The 14,568-nt window shown below is 63.6% G+C and carries 14 protein-coding genes and 1 tRNA gene; 10 read left to right on the plus strand and 5 right to left on the minus strand.

Going from position 1 to position 14,568, the window contains the following annotated elements; genetic code table 11:
* Nucleotides 1-19: 19 nt before the first annotated feature.
* Both ACM62G_RS04690 and ACM62G_RS04695 read left to right on the plus strand, forming a co-directional pair.
* Nucleotides 20-925 (plus strand): LysR family transcriptional regulator, encoded by a 906-nt coding sequence (locus tag ACM62G_RS04690; RefSeq protein WP_054057986.1) that lies wholly within the window; start codon nucleotides 20-22, stop codon nucleotides 923-925.
* A gap of 90 nt (nucleotides 926-1,015) precedes the next feature.
* A complete protein-coding gene (locus tag ACM62G_RS04695; RefSeq protein WP_193394226.1) occupies nucleotides 1,016-1,192 on the plus strand; it encodes a hypothetical protein in 177 nt (58 codons plus the stop codon).
* A gap of 4 nt (nucleotides 1,193-1,196) precedes the next feature.
* On the opposite strand, the gene ACM62G_RS04700 is transcribed toward ACM62G_RS04695, so the two are convergent.
* Nucleotides 1,197-2,075, minus strand: a complete 879-nt coding sequence (locus ACM62G_RS04700; RefSeq protein WP_273826203.1) for a helix-turn-helix domain-containing protein — start codon at nucleotides 2,073-2,075, stop codon at nucleotides 1,197-1,199.
* Between the two features lie 162 nt (nucleotides 2,076-2,237).
* On the opposite strand from ACM62G_RS04700, the gene pobA reads away from it, so the two are divergent.
* Together pobA and ACM62G_RS04710 are read left to right on the plus strand one after the other, a co-directional pair.
* The gene (pobA, locus tag ACM62G_RS04705) at nucleotides 2,238-3,422 is read left to right on the plus strand and encodes a 4-hydroxybenzoate 3-monooxygenase (RefSeq protein WP_419736765.1); all 1,185 of its coding nucleotides are present in this window, start codon (nucleotides 2,238-2,240) and stop codon (nucleotides 3,420-3,422) included.
* Between the two features lie 84 nt (nucleotides 3,423-3,506).
* Nucleotides 3,507-5,021 carry an MDR family MFS transporter gene (locus tag ACM62G_RS04710; protein WP_419736766.1) on the plus strand — a complete coding sequence of 505 codons (1,515 nt, stop codon included), beginning with the start codon at nucleotides 3,507-3,509 and terminating at the stop codon, nucleotides 5,019-5,021.
* 151 nt (nucleotides 5,022-5,172) lie between these two features.
* Here the strand turns inward: ACM62G_RS04710 and ACM62G_RS04715 are convergent, their stop codons facing one another.
* Entirely contained in the window at nucleotides 5,173-6,024 is an 852-nt protein-coding gene (locus tag ACM62G_RS04715) for a cache domain-containing protein (protein WP_054058931.1), read from the minus strand.
* A 175-nt stretch (nucleotides 6,025-6,199) separates the two neighbouring features.
* Here ACM62G_RS04715 and ACM62G_RS04720 point away from each other — a divergent pair, with 175 nt between their 5' ends.
* The 6 genes from ACM62G_RS04720 to ACM62G_RS04745 all read left to right on the plus strand — a co-directional run bounded on the left by ACM62G_RS04720 (nucleotide 6,200) and on the right by ACM62G_RS04745 (nucleotide 11,236).
* Nucleotides 6,200-7,690 (plus strand): sensor domain-containing diguanylate cyclase, encoded by a 1,491-nt coding sequence (locus tag ACM62G_RS04720; RefSeq protein WP_054058930.1) that lies wholly within the window; start codon nucleotides 6,200-6,202, stop codon nucleotides 7,688-7,690.
* Complete coding sequence (locus ACM62G_RS04725; RefSeq protein WP_273826207.1) at nucleotides 7,683-7,895, plus strand: cysteine-rich CWC family protein; 213 nt, start codon at nucleotides 7,683-7,685, stop codon at nucleotides 7,893-7,895. Before ACM62G_RS04720 ends, ACM62G_RS04725 begins: the two co-directional genes overlap by 8 nt.
* 38 nt (nucleotides 7,896-7,933) lie before the next feature.
* Complete coding sequence (locus ACM62G_RS04730; protein ID WP_054058928.1) at nucleotides 7,934-8,626, plus strand: pseudouridine synthase; 693 nt, start codon at nucleotides 7,934-7,936, stop codon at nucleotides 8,624-8,626.
* A gap of 310 nt (nucleotides 8,627-8,936) precedes the next feature.
* Nucleotides 8,937-9,824 carry an alpha/beta fold hydrolase gene (locus tag ACM62G_RS04735; protein WP_419736767.1) on the plus strand — a complete coding sequence of 296 codons (888 nt, stop codon included), beginning with the start codon at nucleotides 8,937-8,939 and terminating at the stop codon, nucleotides 9,822-9,824.
* A gap of 263 nt (nucleotides 9,825-10,087) precedes the next feature.
* A tRNA-Gly gene (locus ACM62G_RS04740) sits at nucleotides 10,088-10,161 on the plus strand.
* 250 nt (nucleotides 10,162-10,411) lie between these two features.
* Nucleotides 10,412-11,236 carry a 2OG-Fe(II) oxygenase gene (locus ACM62G_RS04745; RefSeq protein ID WP_054058926.1) on the plus strand — a complete coding sequence of 275 codons (825 nt, stop codon included), beginning with the start codon at nucleotides 10,412-10,414 and terminating at the stop codon, nucleotides 11,234-11,236.
* Nucleotides 11,237-11,334: 98 nt separating this feature from the next.
* Here the strand turns inward: ACM62G_RS04745 and ACM62G_RS04750 are convergent, their stop codons facing one another.
* From ACM62G_RS04750 to ACM62G_RS04760, 3 genes are all read right to left on the minus strand, one after another.
* Entirely contained in the window at nucleotides 11,335-12,609 is a 1,275-nt protein-coding gene (locus ACM62G_RS04750; RefSeq protein ID WP_419736768.1) for a diguanylate cyclase domain-containing protein, read from the minus strand.
* Between the two features lie 79 nt (nucleotides 12,610-12,688).
* Complete coding sequence (locus ACM62G_RS04755) at nucleotides 12,689-13,327, minus strand: LysE family translocator (RefSeq protein ID WP_419736769.1); 639 nt, start codon at nucleotides 13,325-13,327, stop codon at nucleotides 12,689-12,691.
* Nucleotides 13,328-13,407: 80 nt separating this feature from the next.
* Nucleotides 13,408-14,565 carry a phospholipase D-like domain-containing protein gene (locus ACM62G_RS04760; protein WP_419736770.1) on the minus strand — a complete coding sequence of 386 codons (1,158 nt, stop codon included), beginning with the start codon at nucleotides 14,563-14,565 and terminating at the stop codon, nucleotides 13,408-13,410.
* Nucleotides 14,566-14,568: the final 3 nt, after the last annotated feature.

Raw genomic sequence — 14,568 nt, forward strand, 5'->3', positions numbered from 1 at the left:
TTCTCAAAGCGAGCAAATCATGGATCGTCTCACCGCCATGCGGGTGTTCGTCACAGTGGTCGACCTGGGCAGCCAGTCGGCGGCGGCGGACCATCTGGAAATGTCACGCCCGGTGGTTTCGCGCTACCTGGCAGAACTGGAGGACTGGATCGGTGCACGGCTGATGCATCGCACCACCCGCAAGCTGAGCCTGACTGCGGCCGGCACTGAAACCCTGCCGCGCTGCCGGCAACTGCTGGAGCTGTCCGGCGACATGCAGGCCGCCGTGAGCATCCCCGACGAGGCGCCGCGCGGCCTGCTGCGGATCAGCGTCAGCACCTCGTTCGGCCAGGCCCAGTTCGCCGACGCGATGACCGAGTACGTCCGCCGCTTCCCCGGCGTCAACATCGACCTGCAGATGCTCGACCGCACCGTCAACCTGGTGGACGAGCGCATCGACCTGGCCATCCGCGCCAGCAACGACCTGGACCCGAACCTCATCGCCCGGCGGCTGACCGTCTGCCGCTCGGTGATCTGCGCCTCGCCGGCCTACCTGCGCGAACACCCGGCACCGCAGCGGGTGGAGGACCTGAGCCGCCACAACTGCCTGACGCATTCCTACTTCGGCAAGAGCCTCTGGCACTTCGAACAGGACGGCGAGCAGGTGTCGGTCCCGGTGCAGGGCAATATCAGCGCGAACGAGGCCAGCACCCTGCTACGTGCCGCCATGGCCGGTGCCGGTATCTCGATGCTGCCCACCTACCAGGCCTGGGCATACCTGCGCAGCGGCGAACTGGTGCGCCTGCTGGCCCACGCCGAACCGCGCACCATGGACATGTACGCCGTGTATGCCTCGCGCAAGCACATGCCGGCAACGCTGCGCAGCATGCTCGATTTCCTGGTGGTGCGGTTTCCGGAAACACCGGCCTGGGACAAGGACCTCTGATCGAGGAAAAGCTGGCAAGTGGCGGCAACTGGCCTAATCTTGAACTCAGTACTTCTCGCGAACCGGGTTCGACAGTCAGAGGTCTGCGTCATGAATATTCTAAAAACAAGAACATGTGCCGCCGTACTTGCCATCGGCGCCGTACTGGCTCTGTACGCCACCGCTGCCTGGCGGGTCGAACAGATCAGGCAGGCGCCCCACGCCGTCGCCAGCTGCAACCTGGAGCACTGCGTGCCGCACACCGCGAGCCTCAGTGCCTTGAGGTAAGGCCCTAGCGGTCGATCCCGGCGCGAAAGGCGCTGGGCGAAAGCCCGGTCATGCGGCGGAAGAACCGGGCGAAGTAGGCCGGGTCGGCAAAACCCAGCTCGTCCGCCACCCGGCTGACGCTCATGCGCGTGTAGATCAGGCTGCGCTTGGCTTCCAGCAACAGCCGCTGGTGGATCAGTTGCAACGCTGACTGCCCCGCCCATTCCCGACAGATGCCGTTCAGGTGCGCCACCGAGATCCCCACCTGGTGAGACAACTGCTCGACCGTCGGATGCTCGCGAAAATGCGCCTCGACCAGCCCGTTGAAACGGCTCAGGTACTCGCGCCCTCGTCCGGCCGACTGACCGGCCGCCTCACGGCGGATCACCTGGCGACTGAGCCACACCAGCAACACGCTGACCAGCGAGCGCAGGAGCAGGTCCCGCGCCGGCTGGTTCGCCGCGTATTCGCTCTGCAAGGCACTGAACAAGCGGTTGAGGTAGGCCCGGTCGCGCCCCGCCGGGTAGCTGGCGGCCAGCGCCAGCGCGTCCGGCGAACTGCCCAGTTGCTGTTGCAGTTGCGCCACCAGCGGTGCGGCCAGGGTCAGCACATGGCCGTCGATGTTCTCGGAAAACTGAAAGCCGTGCACGCACAGGGGCGGCACAACCTGGATCGCCGATTCATTCAGGGTGGTGCGCTGCCCCTCGATATCGACCCGGGCCTGGCCCTTGTTCAGAAACAGCAACTGGCACAGATCGGCATGCCGGTGCGGCTGGATTTCCCAATGATGCAGGCGGCTGCGCTTGGGAATGGTCTCGCAGTGCAACAGGTCGGGGGCGATCCAGTCCTGGTCCTCTCCGTAGAGCTTGAACACCGGGATCGGTGCCGTCACTGGCTTTTCCATCTGTGCACGAGCCTTGGGCGATAATCGCCCTTATTGTTGAAAAGTACCGATAAAGGCGCAGTTTTCACCTTCTAAAGCGTATTTTTCAAGCGAAAAATGCAAGAACAAATCATAACAACCTACTCACCGGCCCGCCGCGTGAAGCTTGCAGAGAGAACAACAATGAAAACTCAAGTCGCCATTATCGGTGCCGGTCCGTCCGGCCTGCTGCTCGGCCAGTTGCTGCACAACGCCGGCATCGACACCGTGATCATCGAACGCCAGACTCCGGAGTACGTGCTCGGCCGCATCCGCGCCGGGGTGCTGGAACAGGGCATGGTCGATCTGTTGCGCCAGGCCGGGGTCAATCGCCGGATGGACGCCGAGGGCCTGGTGCATGGCGGCTTCGAGCTGGCGTTCGACGGACGCCGGGTGCATATCGACCTCAAGACCCTGACCGGCGGCAAGAGCGTGATGATCTACGGCCAGACCGAGGTCACCCGCGACCTGATGGCCGCCCGCGAGGCTGCGGGTGCCCGGACGGTCTACAGCGCCAGCAACGTCCGGCCCCACGGCATGAAGACCGACGCGCCCTGGCTGACCTACGAGAAGGACGGCCAGACCCACCGCCTGGACTGCGACTACATCGCTGGCTGCGACGGTTTCCACGGTGTGGCCCGGCAGTCGATTCCCGCCGAGGCGCTGAAGATCTTCGAGCGGGTCTACCCGTTCGGCTGGCTGGGGATTCTCGCCGACACGCCGCCGGTCAGCGAGGAACTGGTGTATGCCAATCACGAGCGCGGCTTCGCCCTGTGCAGCATGCGTTCACCGACCCGCACCCGCTACTACGTGCAGGTGCCGGCCGACGAGAAGGTCGAGGACTGGTCCGATGCGCGCTTCTGGGAGGAGCTCAAGGCGCGCCTGCCGAACAGCCTGGCCCGAGGCCTGGTCACCGGTCCGTCGATCGAGAAGAGTATCGCGCCGCTGCGCAGCTTCGTGGTCGAACCCATGCAGTACGGCCGGATGTTCCTGGTCGGCGACGCCGCCCACATCGTTCCGCCGACCGGCGCCAAGGGGCTGAATCTGGCGGCCAGCGACGTCAGCACGCTGTTTAATATCCTGCTCAAGGTCTACCGCGAAGGGCGCAGCGAGCTGCTGGAACAGTATTCGCGGATCTGCCTGCGGCGGGTGTGGAAAGCCGAGCGTTTCTCCTGGTGGATGACCTCGATCCTGCATCGTTTCCCCGATACCGATGCCTTCAGCCAACGCTTGCAGCAGACCGAACTGGAGTACTTCGTCAGCTCCGAGGCCGGGCGTCGGACCATCGCGGAAAATTACGTCGGCCTTCCGTATGAGGCTATCGAATAGCAAGCTATCGAGTAAACTGACACGCATTCCCGCACCCGGCGCAGCCGCCCGAGTGCGGGCCCACTTCCGCGTGCAGGTTATACCGTGACCAACCTCAATCAGCCCGGCCAGACGAAGCCGGCGATTCGCAGCCTACTGATCGCCCTGATGCTGGCGATCTTCCTCGGTGCCCTCGACCAGACCATCGTTGCGGTCTCGATGCCGGCCATTTCCGCGCAGTTCAAGGATGTCGGCCTGCTGGCCTGGGTGATTTCCGGCTACATGGTCGCCATGACCGTAGCCGTGCCCATCTACGGCAAGCTCGGTGACCTCTATGGCCGCCGCCGGCTGATGCTGTTCGGCATGGGCCTGTTCACCCTGGCCTCGCTGTTCTGCGGCCTGGCCCAGAGCATGGAGCAACTGGTGCTGGCGCGGATCATTCAGGGCATCGGTGCCGGCGGCATGGTTTCGGTCAGCCAGGCGATCATCGGCGATGTCGTGCCGCCGCGGGAACGCGGTCGCTACCAGGGCTACTTCAGCAGCATGTATGCGCTGGCCAGCGTCGCCGGCCCGGTGCTGGGCGGCTACATGACCCAATACCTGTCATGGCGATGGGTGTTCCTGATCAACCTGCCGCTGGGGCTGACGGCCTGGTGGGTCGCCCACCGGGTGCTGGTCGGGCTGCCGGTGCCGCAGCGCAAGCCGATCATCGACTACCTCGGCACGGTGCTGATGGTCATCGGCCTGACCGCCCTGCTGCTGGGCATCACCCGGATCGGCCAGGGCCACCACTGGAGCGACAGCGATGTGCTCGGGCTGCTGGCCATTGCCGCAGTCGGCCTGACGCTGTTCGTCCTGCACGAACGACGCCCCCTCGAACCCTTGCTGCCGATGCACCTGTTCCTCAACCGCAATGCCGTGCTGTGCTGGTGCACGGTCTTCTTCACCAGCTTTCAGGCGATCTCGCTGACCGTGCTGATGCCGCTGCGCTTGCAGAGCGTGACCGGCGCCGGTGCCGACAGTGCGGCACTGCACCTGCTGCCGCTGGCGATGGGCCTGCCCATGGGGGCCTACTTCGCCGGGCGCATGACCTCGGTAACCGGCTACTACAAGCCGTTGATCCTCAGTGGCGCGCTGCTGATGCCGCTGGCCATTCTCGGCATGGCCTTTACCGCGCCCCAGGCGGTGCTGCTGAGCGGCCTGTTCATGCTGCTGTGCGGCATTGCCGGCGGCCTGCAATTCCCGACCTCGCTGGTGGGCACCCAGAACTCGGTGGAACAGCGCGATATCGGCGTTGCCACCAGCACCACCAACCTGTTCCGCTCACTGGGTGGCGCCGTGGGCGTGGCGCTGATGTCGGCGCTGCTGCTGGCCCTGGTGCAGGGCTCGGGCCTGACCCATCTGGCCAGCGGCGCGGTGCTCGGCGAAGGCAGCGCGGGCAATGCCCTGCTCGACGGACTCAACGCCGCCGGTCCGGCCCGGCAAGCCCTGCGGGCCGAGTTGCTGCTGACCTTCCGCCATCTGCTGCTGATCAGCGCCGGGGTTGCCCTGCTCGGGCTGGCCGCGGCGATCGCCATGCCCAACCGGGTATTGCGTGGGCGGGAGGACAAGGCCCGCTGAAGGGGCTCTGGTATCGGCTTGTGGCGATGGCCTCTCCTGGGCAGGGCTTGAGGACGTATTCGCCGGCAAGCCGGGTTCCGAGCCGGACGCCAGTCCGGGGTCGCCCCGGGTGGGAGCCGGCTCCCACCCGGGTCAGTCGATAGACTCGACTTCAGGGGCGGTAGTACCCGACCGCCACCAGCACCTGCCCGACCCGCTTGAGGTAGGTGTGCTTGTTCTCGACCTTGCCGGTCACCGGGTTCTTCCAGCGATACTCGTACTCGCCCTCCGCCTGCCTGTTCATCAACGCCAGGATCGGTTCTCCCACCGGCTTGCCGTCGGGGTCCCGGACCTTGGCGAAATCGGTATTGACCAGACGCTGATTGGTGCCATGGGCCAGGTATCGACGGGTCTTGAGATCCACCACGAAGACATACAGGTCATCCTGCAGGAAACCGCCCGGCAGGGCGTTGATCTCATCGAGCAACCCCTGGCGGTCCCTGTCCAGTTCGGTCGCCGCCCGGGCCAGAAATGCCCTGGCCTCCTGCGCCGACGCCCGGGGCAGGTAGTAGCCGACCGCCAGGATGCGCTCGCCGACCCGCTGGTAGAACACCCGCTTGCGCTCGACCTTGCCATCCTTCCAGTTCCGCCAACGATATTCGGCCTCCCGGATTCCAGCGTTTTCCGGCGTGTTCAGCGCGGCCTTGAACGCCTCGCGCAAATCCGCACCGAGCACCTCGGAAACGTCCCGGCCGATCAGCGCCGAGGACGGTCCGCCACTGGCCAGCATCACCCCGTGGGTATCGACCACGAAGACATAACGATCCTGGTCGACGAACTCGCCCTGGCGGCTGAAGGCGGCAAACGCCTTGTCGCCCTGCTCGCGGTAATAGGCCAGGGCCTTTTCCAGCAGGGCCCTGGCCGCCGGCGCCTGATCGTCCGACGCGGTCGCCGCCAGCACCGGTCCCAGGCACAACAGCATCATCAGACAGCCCGACAAGGCCCGAATCAAACCCAACCCCATGGTGCAGTCCCCCTTCCTGTTGATCTGCCAGCAGCGTAGACCGTCGCGGCCTATAAGGAAGCATTCAGCAGACAGGGGTCGCCTCGACAGCCGCGGATAGCCGTCAAAATTGAGCGGTTATTTTCCAGAGGCCGCACTAGAATGCGTCCATCGCACACCCGCCGATGGAATCGTGATGCCGTTTCGCTCCGTGATCTACTCGCAACGCTCCCTGGTCGTGACACTGATCGCTCTGCTCGGCTGCGGCTTCCTGGCCACCTCACTGCTCAGCTACTACGCCTCGCGGGCCTCGATCCGCGACGGCATCATCAATACCGAACTGCCGCTGACCTCCGACACGGTCTACTCGGAGATCCAGAAGGACCTGGTGCGGCCCATCCTGATTTCCTCGATGATGGCCCGCGACACCTTCCTGCGCGACTGGGTCATGGCCGGTGAGCGCGACCCGCAGCAGATGACCCGCTACCTCAACGAGGTCATGACCCATTACGGCGCCTATACCGCCTTCTTCGTTTCCAACAGCAACCTGACCTACTACCAGGCCAAGGGCGTGCTGAAAAAAGTGCGCAGCAACGAGCCACGCGACCTCTGGTACTTCCGTGTGCGGGACATGAAGGAACCCTACGAGATCAACGTCGACCCGGACATGGCCAACCATGACAGCCTGACGTTCTTCATCAACTACAAGGTGTTCGACTACCAGGAAAACTTCATCGGCGCGGCCGGAGTCGGCCTGACGGTCGACGCGGTGGTCAAGCTGATCGACAAGTACCAGCAGCGCTATCAGCGCAGCGTGTACTTCGTCGACAACTTCGGCCGCCTGGTGCTCACCGGTGCCGACGGCGGCCCCGAGGGCGCCCGGGTCGGCCAGTCGCTGAACCATCTGCAAAGCCTGCAGAACCTGCAGGCCAAGCTGCCCAAGCCCCACGACGGCAGCTATGAATACGCCGAGCCGGACGGCAAGAAGCACTTCCTCAATGTGCGCTTCATTCCGGAACTGAACTGGTACCTGTTCGTCGACAAGCGCGAGGACGGCGCCCTCAGCGGCATTCGCCAGTCGCTGTACCTGAACCTGCTGATCTGCCTGGTGGTGACCCTGATCGTCCTGGCCCTGCTCAATCGCGTGATACATCGCTACCAGCGCAAGATCCAGGCCCTGGCCACCCAGGACAGCCTCACCGGCCTGCCCAACCGTCGCGGTTTCGACCTGCTGGCGGCCCAGGCCCTCAACGAGGCCCAGCGCGAGCCCAAGCCGCTGACCGCGTTGCTACTGGACCTGGACCACTTCAAGCAGCTCAACGACAGCCATGGCCACCTGGCCGGCGACGTGGTGCTGAGCGGCTTCGCCCGACACCTGGAAAGCTGCCTGCGCCAGTCGGACATCATCTGCCGCTGGGGTGGCGAGGAATTCATCGTCCTGCTCAAGGACACCGATAGCGCCAGCGCCCATCTGATCGCCGAGAAGATTCGCCAGCACATCGAACAGCAACGCTACGGCTACAACGGCAAGAGCCTGCACCTGACCGTCAGCATCGGTCTGACTTCACTGCACACCGACGATACCCTGCACACCCTGCTGGCCCGCGCCGACCAGGCGCTGTACCGGGCCAAGCAGAGTGGGCGCAACCGTGTCTGCAGCGACGTGGCGATCCCCGCCCATGCCTGACGCCAGCCTCTGCCCCGCCTGCGGTGCGCGCAATGACTGCACCCTGGCCGATCCGCGCACCGCAACCCGGCCCTGCTGGTGCTACAGCGTCAGGATCGACCCGGCCGTGCTCGAGGCCCTGCCCGCCGAACTGCGCAACGCCGCCTGCCTGTGCCCGCGCTGCGCCCAGGTGGATGAACAGCTGAAGCAGCAGCCGCCATCATGACGTAGAATGCCGGCCCGTTTTCCCGCGATCATCCCTCCATGCGCCTGGACCGATTCCTCAGCAACCTGCCCCGCTTCAATCGCCAGCAGGTCCGCCTGCTGCTGGCGGAACGGCGGGTACGGGTCGACGGACTGGTCACCGCTGATCCACACCACGAAGTGCGCGAATTCAGCCGGGTCGAGGTGGACGACGAGGTCCTGCAGGCCGGCCGCCCGGCACGCTATTTCATGCTGCACAAACCCACGGGGTGTGTCAGCGCGACCCGCGACCCGCAGCACCGCACCGTGCTCGACCTGCTCGAGGAACCGGATGTCGACGAGTTACACATCGCCGGGCGCCTGGACTTCAACACCACCGGCCTGATGCTGCTGACCAACGACGGCCAGTGGTCCAGGCGCCTGACCCGGCCAGAGACCAAGCTGCCCAAGGTCTATTACGTGGAAACCGAGCAGGAGATCGGCGCGCAGTACGCCGAGACGTTCGCCCGAGGCCTGTACTTCGCCTTCGAAGACCTCACCACCCAACCCGCCGAACTGCAACGACTGGGGCCGCGCAGCGCCCGGCTGAGCATCGTCGAAGGCCGCTATCACCAGGTCAAGCGGATGTTCGGCCACTTCGACAACAAGGTCCTGCGCCTGCACCGCGAACGCATGGGTCCGCTGGTGCTCGACGACGCGCTCGCCCCCGGGCAATACCGCCCGCTGACGGCCGAGGAAATCGCCCTGGTCTGAGTCACCTACCGTTGAGCAGAAGTGAGGCGCTTATGCCAAATCGCTCCTTGCGAAATCGCCGGACCACTGCTTGAATCAGTCCGTCAGCCAAAAAATGACTGACAGGTCACCGCCTAGCTGCAAAAAACTTTTCGTCGGCGCCAGGGCTTGCCAGCCGTGGCTTTCCGACCGATTGCCCGCCTATAACAACACCCGCCGGCCAGCGCGTCACCGGACCGGCATGGGCTGAAAATTCCAGGCAAATGCCTACCTGTCATATATCTCGTGCACAGTCAGTTGCGCGCATACCCGCTTGCCAGGAGTCTTTGACATGACGCCAGAAATCGCTGTGTTGGATATACAGGGTCAGTATCGGGTTTACACGGAGTTCTATCGCGCGGATGCCGCGGAAAAGACCATTATCCTGGTCAACGGCTCGATGGCCACGACTGCGTCATTTGCCCAGACCGTGAAAAACCTGCACCCGCAGTACAACGTCGTGTGCTACGACCAGCCCTACGCCGGCCGGTCCCGGCCGCACAACCACCACGAGAAGATGCTCACCCGGGCAATCGAGGGGCAGATTCTGCTGGAATTGATAGACCACTTCGCCGCCGAGCACGTGATGTCGTTCTCCTGGGGCGGCGCCGCCACCCTGGTCGCCCTGGCCGAACGGCCACGGCGCATCGAGAAGGCGGTGATCAGCTCGTTTTCGCCGGTGATCAACGAGCCGATGCGCGACTACCTGGAGCGTGGCGTCCAACACCTGGGAGCCTGTGACCGCGCCCAGGTCGCCCAACTGGTCAACAGTACCATCGGCAAACATCTGCCATCGCTGTTCAAGCGCTTCAACTTTCGGCATGTCAGCAGCCTGGCCGAGCATGAATATGGCCAGATGCACTTCCACATCCGCGAAGTGCTCGAAAGCGATCGCCAGGGCTGCCTGAAGTCGGCGAGCAGGATCGACATCCCGGTCCTGTTCGTGAACGGCGAATGGGACGAGTACACCACGCCCGAGGATGCCCGGCAGTTCGGCAGGCATGTGCGCCAGAGCCACTTCAGCACCATTGCCACGGCCGGCCATTTCCTCGACATGGAGCACAAGTCCGCCTGCCGTGACACCCGTCAAGCGCTGCTCGGCTTTCTCAAGCCCAGCCACCAGGAAAGCCGGGCGCGCTACTACCGGTACGTCCAGGAGCACCATGCGCAAGCCATGTGAGCAGGCCCGGTCACGGGCAACGGTCGGCCAGGAACACCCCGGCCTGCAGCCGTTTGCCCGTGATCAGCCCCGGTGCGGTTCGCAGCTGAAACATCCGCTAAAACACAGATTTTCAAAGAAAAACTTCAATTGCGCGGCAACATCTGGTACAAAGTGGCCACCCGAGCGGGTGTCATGAAATGGCATCACGCAAGCGGTCCGAACTGATAACCCCTGTTTTCGTTCGGACAAGCCGCTTCGGTGAGCAGAGAGACATGTAAAAAGCGGGTATAGTTTAGTGGTAAAACGAAAGCTTCCCAAGCTTTAGTTGAGGGTTCGATTCCCTCTACCCGCTCCAGATCGCATCAGGTCCGACGTTGCCCACAGTGGCGATGAAGACTGAAAACCGGCCCACAGAGGCCGGTTTTTTTATGGACAGATTTTGATCGCTGCTCCGGATTGGCGTTTAACCGCCTCATCCTCACCCACGATCAGTCTGTCGTAGTATTCTTCAGCCCAACCCTGATTTCACTTTGGCATTCACTGCGAATCCAGGGAAAATCGCTCCCACGTAAAACCTTTCTTCACCTGAGCCCAGGATCCGCTGAATGGACGCCCCTCAAATTGCAGCTCTTATTGTTGAACGCTTGAACGAGCTGAGCGCCGACATCCAAAGCCAATGGAGCAACCCGCAAGGTACCCAGACCCGTCATTTCATCATCGACGGGCTGCTCTCCGACGATATGGCTCAACAGATCTACGATGCCTTCCCGAAAAATGCCGATGGCTTCTTCGACAGACAGTCATTCCGCGAGAAAAAGAAAACCCTCGGCAACCTGGCCGAACATCCCGAGATACTCAGTTCGATCACCTTCGCGATACAGCATCCATCAGTCGTGGGCAGGATTGCCGAACTGGTGGGCATCGAAGGCATCCTGCCGGATCCGACCCTCTACGCCGGGGGCCTGTCGATGATGTTCAAGGGCGACTTCCTCAACCCGCATATCGACAACAGCCATGATGCCGCCCGAGCCCTGTACCGCCGGCTGAACCTGCTCTACTACGTGGCGCCGGACTGGTCTCTGGAGAACGGTGGGAACTTTGAACTCTGGGACCCACAGGTCAAGGTACAGAAAACCCTGGTTTCGAAGTTCAACCGTCTGGTCGTGATGGAAACGAACAAATACTCCTGGCATTCGGTGAGCAAGGTACAGGTGGAGGGGCCACGTTGCTGTGTCTCCAACTACTACTTCTCCAAGGAATCGCCTGACGACGATGACAAGGAATACTTCCATGTCACGTCATTCAACGGCCGCCCCGATGAACCGGGACGTCGTGCCCTTGGCGTCGTCGACAACACCTTGCGCAATGCCGTGTCCAAACTGTTTCGTATAGGTCGAGGCAAGGACCAGGCTGGAAAACCGAAGCCCTGAAGAGGCATCAAGCCTGAGAACGGCAGCCATTGCGCGCGCTCAGGCTTTGCTCCCTCGAACTGGACAGCCTCGCCAGGCCGAGATCCAAGCAGCGCTGTTCAGTGCACCCGCACTCCACGCTTCACCCCATACATCGCTTCATCCGCGTGCTTGAACAGCTGTTGCGCCTCCTCGCCGTTCTCCGGATACAGGGCAATGCCGATACTGGGCATGATGCTCAGTTCGCACTCGTCCCAGATCATCGGTTCGTTGAGCAGGCTGCGGATCTTGTCGGCGACCTGCGCCGCCGATTCGCCCAGGTGCAACTGTTCCAGCAGGATGACGAATTCATCGCCGCCGATCCGCGCCACGGTGTCGGTTTCACGCACGCATTGCTGCAGGCGCCGCGCGACCTCCTGGAGCAGAAGGTCGCCGACCGCATGGCCGAAGTTGTCGTTGACCTGCTTGAACTTGTCCAGGTCGACATACAGCAATGCCAGTTGCCTTTGTTCCCGGCGCGCCCTGCTCAGCGCCGCCTTCAGGCGCTCCTGCAGAAAGCCGCGATTGGGCAGGTGAGTCAGTTGGTCATAACGGGCCATGTACTGCAGCCGGGCATGCAACTGCTTGCGTTCGATGGCCGCCGCCACCTGGGCGGAGACGAATTGCAGCAGGTCCTGGTCGTGCCCGGTATAACGCTCCCCCGCCGAACTCCTGGCCAACAGCGCACCGATGATGCCGTTCTGCGAGGCCAGGGGAACACCGAGGCAAGGTGCTTCGGCTTCGTTGTACAGCAACGGCTGACCGCTGCGCACGATCTGCGCGCAATGACTATCGACGTTGCACGGCGTGTGGCGGTCGTCCATGTGGTAGGGAAAGCTCAACTGGTCACGCGCACCGTCGTACAGCGCCACACAGAAACTCTGCGCTGGCAGCCACTCGCCAACGATCTGGTGCACCCGCTCGAACAGCGCCAACAGGTCTTCGGTCGCATGGGCGGCCTCGGAAATCGCGTAAAGCGCCGCCTGCTTCGCCTCGGCCAGCTTGAGCTCGGTGATATCCCGGGCAACGGCGATGCGCAGTTGGTCGACCTCCGACCAGCGCGCTGACCACATGATATGCACCACCTGGCCATCCTTGCGCACGTAGCGGTTTTCGAAATGCGGCTTGGGCTCGCCGGCCATGATCTGCGCGGCGGCGTTGAGGGTGCGCTCACGGTCGGCAGGCAGCACCAGCTCGATCATCGAAGTGCCGATCAGTTCGGCCGGGGTGTAGCCGAAGATCCGCTCGCAAGCGGCGCTGACGAACACGAAGCGCCCCTCGACGTCGACGGCACACACCGCATCGAGCAGCAGGTCGAAAAAGCTGGAGACCGGTGTGACAGTTCTGCTTTCCATCAGGAAGACATCGCCCGAAAAATTAAGCGTCAGTATCTGTCCCTTGGAATATCCCGGCGTCCTGCCCCGCGCCGTCGACTCAAGCCCTGTTCGGCAACAACCCCGGCAACGCGTGAGTCAGTGCATTTATGGCAAAGCCGATGAACATCACCCCACACAAACGCGTGATCGTCAATTCATGTCGCTGGTACAACACCCGCACCCGTTGCGCACCGACGACACCGATGAGAATAGCGTATGCCGCGACCCCGCCCAGGAAACTGAGAAAAATCAGCCCCGGCAGCATCGACCAGGTCAGCAGTTCGGCACGGCTGGAAAGCAGCGCGGTAAAGGTCGCGACCGCCACCGGGTAGGCCTTGGGATTGGTCAGGCCGAACAGGATGCCGTGCCAGAACGGCTGCCGGGCCGCACCCTGGGGCGTTTCACCATTGACCCGGCGGCTGCGCAACGCCCGCCAGCCGAGCCAGAACAGGTAGAGGCCGCTGATGACACCGAGCACATCGAAGGCGCCGCTGCCGATTTCCCGCGCCCCGACGATCGCGACCAGAGCCGTGCCGCACCAGATCACGTCGCCCAGCAGATGACCGCAAAGGAACCCTGCCCCGGCCCGTCGTCCCCGCGCCGCACCGATGCCGAACACCGCCAGCACACCAGGGCCTGGAGTGATGCCATAAATGAAACCCGAGGCGAGAACGGCCATGAGCAACGAAGGGGTCATAGAAGGCTCCGCGGCAGGAGGAGGGATAGCCTGGAGTCTATCCCAGGTCAACCCGTCGCAATACCCCGAAGTGACAACGATCAGTTGCGTCGGTCCAGTACGTTCACCACCAGGCGGTCGATCCAGCCCCATACCCGCTGCTTGACCCGACGCCACAGCGGCCGCTTCTTCCAGTCGGCGAGACTGACCGGCTGGCTGAGGTCGAAGTCGGCGACGAAGCTGGCCGTGACCGCCGCGGTCAGGGATGGGTCAAGGGCCTCGAGATTGGCCTCCAGGTTGAAGCGCAGGTTCCAGTGATCGAAATTGCACGAGCCGATGCTGACCCAGTCGTCGACCAGCACCATTTTCAGGTGCAGGAAACAGGGCTGGTACTCGAAGATCCGCACGCCGGCCCTCAGCAGGCGCGGATAGTAGCGATGGCCGGCGTAACGCACCGAGGGGTGGTCGGTACGCGGCCCTGTCAGCAGCAGCCGCACGTCAACCCCGCGCTGGGCGGCCCGGCGCAGCGAACGCCGGACCTTCCAGGTCGGCAGGAAATACGGGGTTGCCAGCCAGATCCGCTGCTTGCCGCTGTTCAGTGCGCGTACCAGCGATTGCAGGATATCGCGATGCTGCCGGGCGTCGGCATAGGCCACCCGGCCCAGGCCCTGCCCGGCTGGAGGCAACCTCGGCAGGCGCGGCAGGCCGACATCGGCGAACGGTTTCCAGGCCGTGCGCTGTTCGTTGGCCAGCCATTGACGGTCGAACAGCAACTGCCAGTCGAGAACCAGCGGACCGCGGATCTGCACCATGACCTCATGCCATTCGAAACGGTCGTCCCTCGGGGTCCAGAATTCATCGGTGACGCCCGTACCGCCGACCACCGCCAGGGTGCTGTCCACCAGCAACAGCTTACGGTGATCGCGATACAGGTTACGCATCCCGCGGCGCCAGCGCAGGCGGTTGTAGAAGCGCAGTTCGACACCGGCCTCAACCAGCCGTCGGCGCAGGCTCAGGGTGAAGGCAAGGCTGCCATAGTCATCGAACAGGCAGCGCACCCGCACCCCGCGCTCGGCGGCCTGGCCCAGCGCCTGGACCATCGCATCGGCGCACTCGCCGGCCTCGACCAGATAGAGTTCCAGCTCGACCCGGGATTCGGCCCTGGCGATCGCCACCAGCATGCGCGGAAAAAACGCCGGCCCGTCGATCAACAGCTCGAAGGCATTGTCGCTGCGCCAGGGAAAGACCGCACCGGCCATGGT

This window comes from Pseudomonas sp. COR18, from assembly GCF_048568395.1.
Lineage (GTDB): Bacteria > Pseudomonadota > Gammaproteobacteria > Pseudomonadales > Pseudomonadaceae > Aquipseudomonas > Aquipseudomonas fuscovaginae_B.

Bases quoted from the DNA above. Each gene is read 5' to 3' on its own strand.
- ACM62G_RS04690 (WP_054057986.1), top strand. From the start codon at position 20: ATGGATCGTCTCACCGCCATGCGGGTGTTCGTCACAGTGGTCGACCTG.
- ACM62G_RS04695 (WP_193394226.1), top strand. From the start codon at position 1,016: ATGAATATTCTAAAAACAAGAACATGTGCCGCCGTACTTGCCATCGGC.
- ACM62G_RS04700 (WP_273826203.1), bottom strand. From the start codon at position 2,075: ATGGAAAAGCCAGTGACGGCACCGATCCCGGTGTTCAAGCTCTACGGA.
- pobA (WP_419736765.1), top strand. From the start codon at position 2,238: ATGAAAACTCAAGTCGCCATTATCGGTGCCGGTCCGTCCGGCCTGCTG.
- ACM62G_RS04715 (WP_054058931.1), bottom strand. From the start codon at position 6,024: ATGGGGTTGGGTTTGATTCGGGCCTTGTCGGGCTGTCTGATGATGCTG.
- ACM62G_RS04720 (WP_054058930.1), top strand. From the start codon at position 6,200: ATGCCGTTTCGCTCCGTGATCTACTCGCAACGCTCCCTGGTCGTGACA.
- ACM62G_RS04725 (WP_273826207.1), top strand. From the start codon at position 7,683: ATGCCTGACGCCAGCCTCTGCCCCGCCTGCGGTGCGCGCAATGACTGC.
- ACM62G_RS04730 (WP_054058928.1), top strand. From the start codon at position 7,934: ATGCGCCTGGACCGATTCCTCAGCAACCTGCCCCGCTTCAATCGCCAG.
- ACM62G_RS04735 (WP_419736767.1), top strand. From the start codon at position 8,937: ATGACGCCAGAAATCGCTGTGTTGGATATACAGGGTCAGTATCGGGTT.
- ACM62G_RS04745 (WP_054058926.1), top strand. From the start codon at position 10,412: ATGGACGCCCCTCAAATTGCAGCTCTTATTGTTGAACGCTTGAACGAG.
- ACM62G_RS04750 (WP_419736768.1), bottom strand. From the start codon at position 12,609: ATGGAAAGCAGAACTGTCACACCGGTCTCCAGCTTTTTCGACCTGCTG.
- ACM62G_RS04755 (WP_419736769.1), bottom strand. From the start codon at position 13,327: ATGACCCCTTCGTTGCTCATGGCCGTTCTCGCCTCGGGTTTCATTTAT.
- ACM62G_RS04760 (WP_419736770.1), bottom strand. From the start codon at position 14,565: ATGGCCGGTGCGGTCTTTCCCTGGCGCAGCGACAATGCCTTCGAGCTG.